This window comes from Actinacidiphila alni (assembly GCF_900112845.1).
Lineage (GTDB): Bacteria > Actinomycetota > Actinomycetes > Streptomycetales > Streptomycetaceae > Actinacidiphila > Actinacidiphila alni.
On the sequence record NZ_FONG01000001.1, the window covers coordinates 68,915 to 83,001 of the forward strand.

Consider the following 14,087-nt stretch of genomic DNA (forward strand, 5'->3'; position numbering starts at 1 on the left):
GCGTCGGGCGCGACGGCGGGCGTCGGGCCGGGTCAGGAGGCGGTCAGGAGGCGGTGTTGAGGGCCTTGGTGATCGCGGCCGAGGCGGTCCTGCCCGCCGCGTCCGGATCGGCGCCGGTCAGCACCTGGGTCATGTACTGCTTGATCGGGTTGTTGGCCTCGACGGCCGCCCAGTTGGGCGAGTTGGGCGTGGCGTGGCCGTTGGCCGCGCCGACCGCCATCACCGAGGCGCCCTCGTTGCCCGACAGCACCCCGGCCAGCGACGTGCGGTTGGGCACGTAGCTCATCTCCTTGGCCATGTCGGTCTGCCACTTGGTGCCGGCGAGCGCCTTGACCACCTCGTAGGCCAGCTCCTGGTGCCTGGACGCCTCGGGGATCACCAGGTCGGAGCCGCCGGTGAAGACCGCGCCCGGCTTGTCGGCGGTCTTACCCGGGATCGGGAAGAAGCCGATCTTGTCCTTCATCGCCGGGTTGGCCTTGATGATCGCGTCGGCGCCGCCGGGCACCGAGATGATCTGCGCGCTCTTGCCCTTGGCGAAGACGTCGGCCTGCAGCGGCTTGGCCTCGTCGGAGTCCTTCGGGCCCTTGCCCAGCGCCTGGAGCTGCTTGTAGAACTCCATGCCCGCCTTGGCCTGCGGGGTGTCCAGCGCGCCCTTCCAGTTGCCGCCGTCCTTGACGGCGAGGTCGCCGCCCTCGTCCCAGATGAAGCCGGCCAGCGCGTACCAGGTCTGGCCCGGCAGGTAGATGCCGTCGTTGCCCCCGGTGTTGAGCTTGGTGGTGTCCTTGATCCACTCGTCGCGGGTCTTGGGCGGGGTGGTGATACCGGCCTTGGAGAACAGGTCCTTGTTGTAGACCACGACGCGGTTGGCCGCGTACCACGGGATGCCGAACTGCTTGCCGTCGATCCTGCCGGGGTCCGCGAGGCCGGGGATCCAGTCGGCGCCCTGGAGGTCGGTGACCTTGTCGGTGAGGTCCTTGACGCCGCCGCTGGCCGCGTACTGCGCGACCTGCGTGTTGCCGACCTCCATCACGTCCGGCGCGTCGTTGCTGGCCAGCGCGCTGGTGATCTTCTGGCCGATGCCGTCCCACTCCTGGATCTGGATGTCCAGGGTGGTGCCCTTGTGCCCGGCCTCGAAGTCCGACTTGAAGCGGCCGAGGAAGCCGTCGGACATGCTGCCGCGCATGATCCACACGGTGAGCTTGGCGGGGGCGGGCGTCTTGGCGGAGCCGCCGGTGCCTCCGGTGGCACCGGAATCGCCGGAGTCGGAGGAGGAGCCGCACGCGGTGAGCGCGGTGACGGCGAGGACGAGCGCCGCGGCGCCGGGAAGGAGTCTGCTGGGTCTCACGGGGTGTCACCTCGGACAGAAGCGGAACAGGGCTTACCAGTGGCCAACTGGTTCGGTGCTGGTCAGTGAAGGTGGCATAGACCACTGGTGACGTCAAGAGGTCGCGCACCGAAGCAGACATGACGTAGAACAGGACGTATACGAACCGACCCCGGCCGCGAAGTGGCCAGGACCGCTGGCATACTGGTCAGCATCTGGATAACCTCGGCTCACCAGTACGGAACGAAGCCGGTACCCGCCGCACCCGAATCGGCGGGTCACCGAAACGGAAGGTGCACCCCATGGCCAGCGAGCCGCCGCGCTCGGCGCTGAAACGCGAACGGGTCCGCGACTATCTGATGGAACTGGTCGAGTCGTGCGCGCCCGGCGACCCGATCCCCTCGGAACGCACCCTGTGCGAGCGGCTCGGCGTCTCCCGCCCCACCCTGCGCTCCGCCGTGGACGAACTGGTCACCACCGGGGTGCTGGTGCGCGAGCACGGCCGCGGCATGTTCGTGGCCCGCGCCAAGATCACCCAGGAGCTGGCGCTGGACGGCCAGGCGCACCGCCTGCCGCAGGCGTCCGGCACCTGGGCCAGCCGGGTGCTGGAGTTCACCACCGTGCAGGCCGGCGCCCGCGTCGGCCGCAAGCTGCACATCTCGCCGGCCGCCGAGATCACCTACATCGCCCGGCTCCGGCTGGTGGACGACGAACCGATGGCCATCGAATATCTGCACGTCCCGGCCGATCTGGTGCCGGGCCTGCACGCCGACGACATGGAGTCCGGCGACTTCTACGACTTCCTGCGCGCCCGGCACGGCGTCCATGTGCACGAGGCCGTGCAGTCCATCGAGCCCACCGTGACCAATGACGAGGAGGCCCGGCTGATCGGCGTGCCGGTGCTCTCGCCCGCGCTGCTCTTCGAACGGCTCACCAAGGACGACACCGGCCGCCCGGTGGAGTATGTGCACTCCGTCTACCGCGGCGACCGCTACCGGATCGTCTCCCGGCTCGCCCTCGGCGACGCCGCGCCCGCCACCGCGCAGTCCGCCGACCGCCACCACCCGGGCATCCCCCCGGGCGACCTCGCGGGCCGCGGCGACGTGACGGCGCTGATGGTGGGGGAGGTGCAGCCGGCCGGCTGAGGGCGCCGCGCCGGGTGGCGGGTGGCGGGTGCCGGGCGCCGGACCGTCCGGACTTACGGGGTCAGGCCCGCCGAGCGCGGCCGGGCACCGTCGTCGGTGCTGCCACCGGCTCCGGCGCCGCCATCGGTCCCGGTCTCCCCGGCCGGATCCCGCCCCGGCTCCCGGCGGTCCGCCGCGGGCTCCGCCCAGACGGCCGGCGGCCGGGCGGTCAGCAGCGGGTCGACCGTCAGATGGTGCGCGCCCAGCGGCTCGGCCATCGCCCGCAGCGCGCTCTCCGACAGCTTGATCCACGGCTGCGTCGGCCCCAGTACCGAGCGCAGCCGCTGGTCGCTGGTGAAGGCGACCGCGGTCCTGCTGCCCACCGGGGTGCGCCACAGCCGGACGACATAGCCCGCGGGCCCCGGCCGCACCGGCACGTAGAGCGGCCCCGGCTGCGGGGCGGCGGCGCCCGGCGCGGCAACGGGGGTCGGTGCGGCGGTCTGCTCGTGGGGCTGTCCCTCGGGAGTCCGGTCGCCGGGTCCGTCGTGCTGGCTCACGCGCATACCGCAACCGTAACCCGGCCGCCCGGCCCGCATCCCCTGAGGTCACAGCGTGGACACCGGGCCCGCGCCGGGCCCGGCGGCGCTTTTCGGACACCCCGGCCCGGTCCGGCGTCGCCCGGGCGGGCGCGTCCGGCCGGGGCGCCCGCCGCCGATCGGGTGACCGGCCGCCGCGCCCGGTCCCGGCGGGCCGGACGGCCGGCCGTTTTCGGCGGATCTCCGGCGCCCGATCCGGGGTGAAGGTTACGTTTGCGCCATGACAGCGCCGAACACCGTACTGACCTGGCACGTCGAGGAGACCGCCGGGTACGAGACCGCGTGGGTGGACCTGGCGCCGGGACGACTCCGCGCCCACGGCCGCGCGGTCGGCATGAAGCCCGAACCGTACTGGGTCAGCTACGAGTTGGAGACCGACAACGGATACGCCACCCGGCTGCTGCACGTCGTGTCGCACACCGTGGACGGCACCTACGAGCTGGAGCTGCGCCGCGACGAGCGCAGCCGCTGGACGGCCAACGGGCATGTCGTGATCGAACTCGACGGCGCACTGGACTGCGACCTCGGCATGTCGCCGCTGACCAACACGATGCCGGTGCTGCGGCACCAACTCCACCGCAACGAAGGCCATCAGGACTTCCTGATGGCCTTCGTGCCGGTGCCCACACTGGCCGTGCGGCCGTCGATCCAGAGCTACACCCATCTGACCCCGCTGCTGTCCGGGGCCAGGCTCGGCTACAGCTCGGGCAATTACCGCAGCGAACTCGACTTCGACGCGGACGGCCTCGTCGTCCGGTACGAGGGCATGGCCACCCGGATCAACCGGGCCGCCCCCAAGGGCCCCACGGCCTGACCCGCCGCGCCCACCGCGACCGCCGCCAGCAGCGGTGCGACGGCGGCCAGCAGGAAGCACAACGGCAGCGGCAGCCGGGCCACCAGCAGGGAGGCCAGCGCGCCGCCGGACGAACTGCCCGCGTTCACCGCCGAGTTGACCCAGGTCGTGGCCCGGGTGGCAGCGCCCTCGGGCGCGGTGGCCGCGGCCGACAGATACGCCGTCGACAGGATCGGCGCCATCAGCGTCCCCACCGCCGCGACACACACCCCGAGCACCGGAAGCGAGGGCGCCGCGGCCGTACCGGCGAGCAGCGCCGCCAGCACGGCCAGCAACCGGGGCAGCCGTTCACCGGGCGTCAGCCGCCAGGAGATCCGGCCGTACAGCAGCCCGCCGAGCGCGCTGCCCGCGGACTGCGCCGCGAGGATCCAGCCGACCGCCGAGGGGTGGTGCTGCCGGTCGGCGAAGGCGATCACATACAGATCGATGCCGCCGAGGCAGCAGCCGATGCCGGCGGCGGCGTACGCGGCCCTGCGCACCCCGGCGCCGTTCGCGCAGAACAGCCGCAGCCGGACCCGTACGCCGGCGTCCTTGGCGCGCGGCGCGAGCAGCCGGGCGGCCGGTGAGGAGACCATGACCAGGGTGCCGCAGCCGATCAGCGCGCCCGACAGGACCAGGCCGCCGGTCGGGTGCACGGCCACCACCAGCAGCGGGCCGCCGAGGAAGATCAGCTCCTCGGCGACGGTGTCGACGCTGAACGCCCGTTGCAGCAGGGCCTCGTCGGGCGTGAGCGCATTCCACAGCGCGCGCATCTTCGGGCCGAGCGGCGGGCACAGCGAACCGGCCGCGCCGCTCAGCACGGTCAGCAGCCACAGCGGCGGCGCGCTCTCGCGCACGGCGGCGGCCAGGGCGAACAGCGCCGTCGCGAAGGGCAGGGCCAGCGCGGTCAGTCCGCGCCGCGCGCCCCAGCGGTCCACCAGCGCGGCCCGCGCCGGGCCGAGCAGCACCGAGACGGTGCCGAACAGGGTGGCCAGCAGGCCGCCGCCGGACAGCGACCCGGTCGCGTGCGTCAGCGACAGCACCAGTGAGAGGGAGACGACTCCGTAACCGAGCCGTCCGAACAGGGCCGCGCCGAAGGTGCGGCGGGCATGCGGCAGCCGGAAGACGGCGGCATACGAAGGGGCAGGCGGGAGCGCCGCCTGGCGGGACGTGGACATGGTGGATTCCCCGGGTGTGCGTCTACGGGCGGGTGGTATCGGATGCGCCACAGCCCGGCCGCCCGACGACACGGGGGCCCACTGGCCGACGGCGCGTGCCACGGCCTACGCACGGGGGGAGTACATGAGCGGTACGGTACCGGATCCGCCGGCCCGGGGACATGGAAAAACGGCCGCCCCGCCTGTGCGCACGGGGGCGGCGCACTGGCGGGGCGGCTGCTGCGAGGGGGCCGGAGATGCCGGGTGTCCCGTCCCCACGATGACCCGGCGGCCGGCCCCCTGGACCCCGACCACACTCCGCTCCTGCGGGGCCGGGGGGTTGGGGAGGACCAGTCGGCCCGCCTTACATGTGGACGGCCTGGGCGCCGTCGCCGGTCTGCTGGGGCTTGCCGCTGCGGAACATGAACAGGGCGAGCACGAAGCCGACGGCGAAGAGCCCTGCCGACCACCAGTAGGCGGTCGAGTAGCTGTGCAACTGGGCCTGGGCGGCGGCTGCCGCGGACGGCTTGTGGCTGTGCAGGTAGCTCGTCGCGGCGCTCGCGGCCAGCGTGTTGAGCAGCGCCGTACCGATCGAACCGCCCACCTGCTGCATGGTGTTGACCGCGGCCGAGGCGACGCCCGCGTCCTCCGCTGCGATGCCCGCGGTGGCCACGCTCATCGACGGCGGCAGCGCGAGACCGATACCGAAGCCGATCACCAGAAGCTGCGGCAGGACGTGCGCCGCGTAGGTGCTGTTGAGGTCGAGGACGGTCAGCCAGGCCATACCGGCACCGGCCATCGCCATGCCGAGCGGCACGATCGGCCGGGGCCCGAACCGCGGCATCAGGCTGTTGGTGGCCAGCTGCGCGGAGACCATCAGCGCGCCGATCATCGGCAGGAACGCCAGACCCGTCTTGACCGGGGTGTAGCCGAGCGACGCCTGCAGGTAGTAGGTCAGGAAGAGGAAGACGCCGAACATTCCGGCGCCGGAGATCGCCAGCATGATGAAGGACGCGCCGCGGTCGCGGTCCAGCAGTACGCGCAGCGGCAGCAGCGGGTGCGTGACCCGGGTCTGCCACCAGGTGAACGCGGCCACCAGGACACCGCCGGCCGCCAGGAAGCCCCAGGTCAGGGGGGAGGACCAGTCGTGGGTCTCGGCGTTCGAGAAACCGTAGACGATACCGAACAGACCCGTGGTGACCATGATCGTGCCGGGGATGTCCAGCTTCGGACGGTCGGCGGGCGCGCCCTTGCGCAGGAAGCTCATACCTCCGGCGAAGGCCAGGACGGCGAAGATCAGGTTCACGTACAGCGTCCAGCGCCAGCTCAGGTGCTCGGTGAGCAGACCGCCGAGCAGCAGGCCCACGCCGCCGCCCGCACCGGCGATGGCGCCGTAGATGCCGAAAGCCTTGGCGCGTTCCTTGGCGTCGGTGAAGGTCGTGTTGAGCAGCGAGAGGGCGGCCGGCGCGAGCAGCGCGCCGAACAGCCCCTGTAGCGCGCGGCCGGTGACCAGCACCTCGAAGTTCTGCGCGGCGCCGGCCAGGGCGGAGGCGCCCGCGAAGCCGACGACACCGGTCAGGAAGACGATCTTGCGGCCGATCAGGTCGGCCAGCCGGCCGCCGAGCAGCAGCAGGGAGCCGAAGGCGAGGGAGTAGGCGGTGACGATCCACTGCCGGTTTCCGTCGCTGAAGCCGAGGTCGCGCTGGGCGGAGGGCAGCGCGATGTTCACGATGGTGGCGTCGAGGACGACCATGAGCTGCGCGAGTGCGATGACACTCAGCACCCACCAGCGGTGGTTCGCCTTCTCCTGCTTCTGCACCGGCGCCGTGAGGCCGGTGCCGGCGGCGGGCGCGGAGGCCGCCGCGGAGTCGCCGACCTGCGAGTCGGCGGTGGACTGGGATGACATGAGGCGGACTCCCGGAAAGGGACGGGCGGGCAGGAACCGACAGGAACCGCTGTAAGAACGAAACGGTTTCGTACTCCACCGACCGTACGACCGGACCTATCGAAACGCAAACGTTTCGCTGTGTGCCCCTGTGTGCCGCTGATCACACCGCCGAAAGGGCCAGGTCACTGATCCGCGCGGCCTGCGGCCACCGGTCCGTGTGAACCCCGGTCACTGATCCGCGCGGCCCGTCACGGCGACCGTCACGCCCAGGCCGATCATCGCCAGACCGCCCGTGCCGCCGACCGCCGCCAGCCGGCGCGGGGAGCGCGCGAACCAGGTGCGGGCGGCCGACGCGGTCAGCGCCCACACGCTGTCGCAGACCAGCGCGATCACCGTGAACACCAGCCCGAGCAGCAGCATTTGCTCATGCACATGGCCCGCGCCGCGGTCGACGAACTGCGGCAGCACGGCCGCGAAGAACACCATCGTCTTCGGATTCGTCACGCCGACGACGAAGCCCTCCCACAGGGTGCGCACGTCCCCGCGCGTACGCGTCCCGGAGGACGTGTCGGCCCCCTCGGCCCCGCCGTCGCTCATCGCCGCCGACAGCGCGCCCCGGTGCCGGAACGCCTTCACGCCCAGGAACACCAGATAGGCCGCGCCCGCCAGCTTCAGCGCCACGAACACCGTCACCGACCGGGCGACGATCTCGCCGAGCCCCACCGACACCGCCGTCACCAGTACGTACGCGCCCGTCGCATTGCCCAGCGCGCTGCCCAGGGCGGTCCGCCGCCCGTGCGCCAGCGCGCGCCCGAGCACGAACAGCACGCTCGGGCCCGGGATCAGCACCAGCACCAGCGACATCGCCGCGAATCCGAGCAATCTGTCGACCGACATCCCCGCCACCTCCGCCGCGTCCCGTGCCGCCGCCGGTGCGGCGTGCCGCGAGCGTAGCCCCGGGCCCGCGGCGTCCGCCGCCCCATATCGGGCGGGCCGACGTGGGAGGGGCCCTGGACGGGGCCGGTCAGGGCAGCAGACCCTCGCGGCGCGCCGCGACCACCGCCTCCAGCCGGGTGTGCGCGCCCAGCTTCCGCATCGCCGACCGCAGATAGCTCTTCACCGTCTCCGGCCGCAGCCGCAGCCGGGCCGCCGCCGCGGCATTGGTGGCGCCGGACGCCACCGACGCCAGCACATCCAGCTCGCGCGCGGTCAGCGGCGCCGGGCGCGCGGCCCGGGACTCCGCGGCGGCGCCCGGCACGGCGGCCGAGGCCAGCCGCGCGCACGCCGTCAGCAGCTCCTGTCGCAGGTGGGGGTCGGGGATCCGGCCGGCCAGCGCGCGCAGCTCCGAATGCGCCTCGCGGACCTGCTCCCAGGCCCGCGGGTCGGAGGTGACCGGCTGCTGACAGAAGGAGAGCAGCCGCTGCGCCTCGTCCCGTACCGCCAGCGTCTGCTCCAGCTCGCGCACCGCGTCGAGCACCACGGTCAGCGGCCGGTCGCCCAGCGCGTACGGCTGCCGCAGCGCGCCGTACAGCACCCCGCGCACCCGGCGGCGGACCACGACCGGGACGGCGAGCACCGACCGCAGGCCCTCGGCGGCGACGGCCGGGTCGTACTCGTGGCTGATCACCCGGGAGACGCCGTAGTCGGTGACCGAGCAGGGCCGGGCGGTGGCCAGGGTCTTGCCGCCCAGGCCGTTGCCGGTGGTGATGGTCAGGCCGCGCAGCGATTCGGTGGCGGTGCCGGCCAGCTCGGAGATCCGGAACTGCCGGGCGCCGTGGCCGCCGGCCGGTCCCGCGCCGGTCACCAGACCGCCGAAGGCCACCGGCAGCAGTCCCGACCTGCGCATCCGCAGCAGGGCGGCCCGTACCTCGACCGCCTCGGCCCGTTGAGCGTCCATCCGCTCCACCTCCTCGCCCGGCCCCACCCCGTGCTCACCCCCGTCCGGGGGTAGTGAGACCCAGGTCACTGACGCACGATGCTACCGAGGGGTGCACCGACGAGGAGGACAGATGGCGGCAACGGACGCGACCGGAGCCTTCCGGACCGCCCGCGACTACCTGCTGCGGCACCGGGAGGACTACGACGCGGCCCGCGCGGGCTTCGACTGGCCGCGACCGGCGGAGTTCAACTGGGCGCTCGACTGGTTCGACGTCGTCGCGCGGGACAACGGCCGCACCGCCCTGTGGATCGTCGAGGAGGACGGCAGCGAGCTGCGGGTCTCCTACGCGGGCATGTCGCAGCGGTCCGCGCGGGTCGCCAACTGGCTGCGCGCGCAAGGCGTCGGGGCCGGCGACCGGGTGCTGGTGATGCTCGGCAATCAGGTGGAGCAGTGGGAGACCGCGCTCGCCGCGATGAAACTGCGCGCCGTCGTCATCCCCGCCACCCCACTGCTCGGCCCGGCCGACCTGCGCGACCGCATCGACCGCGGCGGGGCCCGGCACGTGGTCGTGCGCGCCGCCGACGCGGCCAAGTTCGACGATGTCCCCGGCGACTACACGCGGATCGCCGTCGGCGGCGCCCCCGAGGGCTGGCTGGGCTACGAGGACGCGTACGCCGCCACCCCGGACTTCACCCCCGACGGGCCGACCCCGTCGGGCGACCCGCTGATGCTGTACTTCACCTCAGGTACCACCGCCAAGCCCAAGCTGGTCGAGCACAGCCACATCTCGTACCCGGTCGGCCACCTCGCCACCATGTACTGGATCGGGCTGCGGCCGGGCGATGTGCACCTCAACATCTCCTCACCCGGATGGGCCAAGCACGCCTGGTCGAGTCTGTTCGCGCCGTGGAACGCCGAGGCGACCGTCTTCGTGCACAATTACACGCGCTTCGACGCCGGGCGGCTGATGGCCGAGATGGAGCGCGCCGGGGTCACCAGCTTCTGCGCCCCGCCGACGGTGTGGCGGATGCTGATCCAGGCCGATCTGAGCGCGCTGCGCACCCCGCCGCGCGAGGTCGTCGCGGCCGGCGAGCCGCTCAACCCCGAGGTGATCGAGCACGTCCGGCGGGTGTGGGGCGTGCTGATCCGGGACGGCTTCGGCCAGACCGAGACGGCCGTGCAGGTGGCGAACTGCCCCGGGCAGCTGGTCAAGGCCGGCTCCATGGGACGCCCCACCCCCGGCTACACCGTCGCCCTGGTCGACCCGGTGACCGGCGAGGTCGGCGACGAGGGCGAGATCTGCCTCGACCTGCGCGCGGAGCGGCCGGTCGGCCTGATGACCGGGTACGCGGGCTCGCCCGGGGCGACCGCGGAGGCGATGAGCGGCGGCTTCTACCGCACCGGCGACATCGGCTCGCGCGACGCCGACGGCTACATCACGTACATCGGCCGCGCCGACGACGTCTTCAAGGCGTCCGACTACAAGATCTCGCCCTTCGAGCTGGAGAGCGCGCTGCTCGAACACGAGGCGGTCGCCGAGGCCGCGGTGGTGCCCGCCCCCGACGAGCTGCGGCTGGCCGTGCCCAAGGCGTACGTGGTGCTCGCCGAGGGCTGGGCGCCCGACGGCGAGACGGCGAAGGCGATCTTCGCGCACTCGCGGGCGGTGCTGGCCCCGTACAAGCGCATCCGGCGGCTGGAGTTCGCCGACCTCCCGAAGACCGTCTCCGGCAAGATCCGCCGGATCGAGCTGCGCGAACGCACGATGCACGACGGGAGCGCCGAATTCCACGAGGAGGACTACCGGTGAGCGGCGCGACCGGTACGGCGGGCGCCGCGGCATCGTCGCACGCACACGGGACGGCGGAACCGTCGTACGCACACGGGACGGGGGAGACGGCCTTGCTCGGGGACACCATCGGACGCAATCTCGACCGCGCGGTGACCGCCCACCCGGACCGCGAGGCGCTGGTGGACGTGGCCGGCGGCCGGCGCTGGACGTACGCCCAATTCGGCGCGGACGTCGACCGGTTGGCGCGCGGACTGCTCGCGCTCGGCGTGCTCAAGGGCGACCGGGTCGGCATCTGGGCGGTCAACTGCCCGGAGTGGGTGCTGGTGCAGTACGCCACCGCGCGGATCGGCGCGATCATGGTGAACATCAACCCGGCCTACCGCGTGCACGAACTCGACTACGTACTGCGGCAGTCCGGCATCGAGGTGCTGATCTCCTCGACCGGCCACAAGACCAGCGACTACCGGGCGATGGTCGAGCGGGTGCGCGGCGAACTGCCGCGGCTGCGCGAGGTGGTGTTCATCGGCGACCCGACCTGGGACGCGCTGCTGGCCGCCGCCGAGCGGATACCGGAGGATCAACCGGCAGCCATCGAGGCGACGTTGAGCTGCGACGACCCGATCAACATCCAGTACACCTCGGGCACCACCGGCTTCCCCAAGGGCGCCACTCTCTCGCACCACAACATCCTCAACAACGGCTACTTCGTGGGCGAGACGGTCGGCTACACCGAGGAGGACCGGATCTGCCTGCCGGTGCCCTTCTACCACTGCTTCGGCATGGTGATGGGCAATCTCGGCGCCACCACGCACAGCGCCTGCATCGTCATCCCGGCCCCGTCCTTCGACCCGGCCGCCACGCTGCGCGCCGTCGAGCAGGAGCGCTGCACCTCGCTGTACGGGGTGCCCACGATGTTCATCGCCGAGCTGGGCCTGCCCGACTTCGCGCGCTACGACCTGACGACGCTGCGCACCGGCATCATGGCCGGATCGCCGTGCCCGGTCGAGGTGATGAAGCGGGTGATGGCCGAGATGCACATGGCCGAGGTGTCCATCTGCTACGGGATGACCGAGACCTCGCCGGTCTCCACCCAGACCCGGATGGACGACGGCCTGGAGCACCGTACCGCCACCGTCGGCCGGGCGCTGCCGCACATCGAGGTCAAGGTCGTCGACCCGGTCAGCGGTGTCACGGTGCCGCGCGGCGAGCCCGGCGAACTGTGCACCCGCGGCTACTCGGTGATGCTCGGCTACTGGGAGGAGCCCGAGCGCACCGCCGAGGCGGTGGACGCCGGGCGCTGGATGCACACCGGCGACCTCGCGGTGATGCGGGACGACGGCTATCTCGCCATCGTCGGCCGGATCAAGGACATGATCATCCGCGGCGGCGAGAACGTCTATCCGCGGGAGATCGAGGAATTCCTCTACACCCACCCGAAGATCGCCGATGTGCAGGTGGTCGGGGTGCCCGACGAGCGGTACGGCGAGGAGATCCTGGCCTGCGTCATCCCGCGCGACCCGGCGGATCCGCCGACGCTGGCGGAGGTCGAGGACTTCTGCGCCGACCGGCTCGCGCACTACAAGGTGCCGCGCCACCTGCGGATCATGGACGGCTTCCCGATGACGGTCAGCGGCAAGATCCGCAAGGTGGAGCTGCGGGAGGACTTCAGGCCGTAACCGGGGAGGTCAGCGGCCTGATCGCGGTGGGCGCGTGGCCAGGCTCGGTCGCCAGCTCCTCGAATTCCACGACATTGCTGATGTCGGCCGTCGTGCTCATCGAGATGTTGGTGATCCGCTCCAGGATGGCCTCGACCACCACCGGCACCCGGTGCTCGGCGGCCAGCTTCTTGGCCTGCTCGAAGGCCGCGCCCAGCTCGGCCGGGTCGGTGACCCGGATCGCCTTGCAGCCCAGGCCCTCGACGACCTTGACGTGGTCGACGCCGTAGACGCCCAGCTCGGGCGAGTTGATGTTCTCGAACTCCAGATTGACCTGGAAGTCGATGTCGAGCCCGATCTGCGCCTGCCGGATCAGCCCCAGGTAGGAGTTGTTCACCAGCACGTGCACATACGGGATGCGGTGCTGGGCGCCGACGGCCAGCTCCTCCAGCATGAACTGGAAGTCGTAGTCGCCGGAGAGCGCCACCACCTGCGCGTCCGGGTCGGCGGTGGCCACGCCCAGCGCGGCCGGGATCGTCCAGCCGAGCGGGCCCGCCTGGCCGCAGTTGATCCAGTGCCGGGGCCGGTAGACGTGCAGCATCTGCGCGCCGGCGATCTGCGAGAGGCCGATGGTGGTGACGTAGCGGGTCTCGGGGCCGAAGGCCCGGTTCATCTCCTCGTAGACGCGCTGCGGCTTGATCGGGATGTTGTCGAAGTGCGTACGGCGGTGCAGCGTCGCCTTGCGCTCCAGTGACGCGTCGATCCACGCGCGGCGGTCCGGCAGCCGCCCCTCGGCCCTCAGCTCGCGGGCGACCTCGACGAAGAGCGCGAGCGCGGCCTTGGCGTCGGAGGCGATGCCGTAGTCCGGGGCGAAGATCTTGCCGATCTGGGTGGGCTCGATGTCGACGTGCACGAAGGTGCGGCCCTCGGTGTAGACGTCGAGCTTGTAGCCGGTGTGGCGGTTGGCCCAGCGGTTGCCGATGCCGAGGACGAAGTCCGACTCCAGGAAGGTGGCGTTGCCGTACCGGTGCGAGGTCTGCAGGCCCACCATGCCGGCGTTCAGCTCGTGGTCGTCGGGGATGGTGCCCCAGCCCATCAGGGTCGGGATGACCGGGGTGCCGGTGATCTCGGCGAACTCCACCAGCAGGTCGGAGGCGTCGGCGTTGATGATGCCGCCGCCGGCCACGATCAGCGGGCGCTGCGCGGCCAGCAGCATCGACAGCGCCTTCTCGATCTGGGCGCGGGAGGCGGCCGGCTTGTAGACCGGCAGCGGCTGGTACGTCTCCGGGTCGAACTCGATCTCGGTGAGCTGCACATTGATCGGCAGGTCGATCAGCACCGGGCCCGGCCGTCCCGAGCGCATCAGGTGGAACGCCTGCTGGAAGACGCCGGGGACCTGCGCGGCCTCCAGCACGGTGGTGGCGGCCTTGGTGACCGGCGCGGCGATCGAGGCGATGTCGACGGCCTGGAAGTCCTCCTTGTGGATCACGGAGGTCGGGGCCTGGCCGGTGATGCACAGGATGGGGACCGAGTCGCCGGTCGCGGAGTACAGGCCGGTGATCATGTCGGTGCCGGCCGGGCCCGAGGTCCCGATGCACACACCGATGTTGCCGGGGGCGGCGCGGGTGTAGCCCTCGGCCATGTGGGACGCGCCCTCGACGTGCCGGGCGAGCGTGTGACGGATGCCGCCGGCCGCCTTGAGCGCGGCGTAGAAGGGGTTGATCGCGGCCCCGGGCACGCCGAACGCGACATCGACGCCCTCCAGCTTGAGGATCTCCACGGCCGCGCGGGCGGCGGTCATACGAGGCATGAGGTCCCTCTCCTGCTTCTGTCGGCGACTACT

The 14,087-nt window shown here is 72.1% G+C and carries 11 protein-coding genes; 4 read left to right on the forward strand and 7 right to left on the reverse strand.

What is annotated here, in order from left to right:
* Positions 1-43: 43 nt before the first annotated feature.
* Entirely contained in the window at positions 44-1,345 is a 1,302-nt protein-coding gene (locus tag BM076_RS00265) for an extracellular solute-binding protein (protein WP_245795612.1), read from the reverse strand.
* A 281-nt stretch (positions 1,346-1,626) separates the two neighbouring features.
* On the opposite strand from BM076_RS00265, the gene BM076_RS00270 reads away from it, so the two are divergent.
* Positions 1,627-2,469 (forward strand): GntR family transcriptional regulator, encoded by an 843-nt coding sequence (locus BM076_RS00270; protein ID WP_093711250.1) that lies wholly within the window; start codon positions 1,627-1,629, stop codon positions 2,467-2,469.
* A gap of 53 nt (positions 2,470-2,522) precedes the next feature.
* Here the strand turns inward: BM076_RS00270 and BM076_RS37145 are convergent, their stop codons facing one another.
* A complete protein-coding gene (locus tag BM076_RS37145) occupies positions 2,523-3,011 on the reverse strand; it encodes an SAV_915 family protein (RefSeq protein ID WP_107416913.1) in 489 nt (162 codons plus the stop codon).
* A gap of 253 nt (positions 3,012-3,264) precedes the next feature.
* Between BM076_RS37145 and BM076_RS00280 the strand changes: the two genes are divergently transcribed.
* The gene (locus tag BM076_RS00280; RefSeq protein WP_093711251.1) at positions 3,265-3,858 is read left to right on the forward strand and encodes a putative glycolipid-binding domain-containing protein; all 594 of its coding nucleotides are present in this window, start codon (positions 3,265-3,267) and stop codon (positions 3,856-3,858) included.
* On the opposite strand, the gene BM076_RS00285 is transcribed toward BM076_RS00280, so the two are convergent.
* The 4 genes from BM076_RS00285 to BM076_RS00300 form a co-directional block, all read right to left on the reverse strand.
* Positions 3,756-5,054 (reverse strand): MFS transporter, encoded by a 1,299-nt coding sequence (locus BM076_RS00285; protein WP_107416914.1) that lies wholly within the window; start codon positions 5,052-5,054, stop codon positions 3,756-3,758. The genes BM076_RS00280 and BM076_RS00285 overlap by 103 nt on opposite strands.
* 343 nt (positions 5,055-5,397) lie before the next feature.
* Positions 5,398-6,939, reverse strand: a complete 1,542-nt coding sequence (locus BM076_RS00290) for an MFS transporter (protein ID WP_093711252.1) — start codon at positions 6,937-6,939, stop codon at positions 5,398-5,400.
* A gap of 210 nt (positions 6,940-7,149) precedes the next feature.
* Positions 7,150-7,818, reverse strand: coding sequence for a LysE family translocator (locus tag BM076_RS00295; RefSeq protein ID WP_093711253.1), 669 nt, complete (start codon positions 7,816-7,818; stop codon positions 7,150-7,152).
* A gap of 127 nt (positions 7,819-7,945) precedes the next feature.
* Positions 7,946-8,818: a helix-turn-helix transcriptional regulator gene (locus BM076_RS00300; protein ID WP_093711254.1), complete on the reverse strand. Its 873-nt coding sequence runs from the start codon at positions 8,816-8,818 to the stop codon at positions 7,946-7,948.
* A gap of 112 nt (positions 8,819-8,930) precedes the next feature.
* Between BM076_RS00300 and BM076_RS00305 the strand changes: the two genes are divergently transcribed.
* Positions 8,931-10,607, forward strand: coding sequence for an AMP-binding protein (locus BM076_RS00305; RefSeq protein WP_093711255.1), 1,677 nt, complete (start codon positions 8,931-8,933; stop codon positions 10,605-10,607).
* 92 nt (positions 10,608-10,699) lie between these two features.
* Positions 10,700-12,265, forward strand: coding sequence for an AMP-binding protein (locus tag BM076_RS00310; RefSeq protein WP_322934410.1), 1,566 nt, complete (start codon positions 10,700-10,702; stop codon positions 12,263-12,265).
* Here BM076_RS00310 and gcl read toward each other — a convergent pair.
* Positions 12,255-14,054: a glyoxylate carboligase gene (gene gcl, locus BM076_RS00315; protein ID WP_093711257.1), complete on the reverse strand. Its 1,800-nt coding sequence runs from the start codon at positions 14,052-14,054 to the stop codon at positions 12,255-12,257. The two genes, BM076_RS00310 and gcl, sit on opposite strands and share 11 nt — an antisense overlap.
* Positions 14,055-14,087 lie beyond the last annotated feature (33 nt).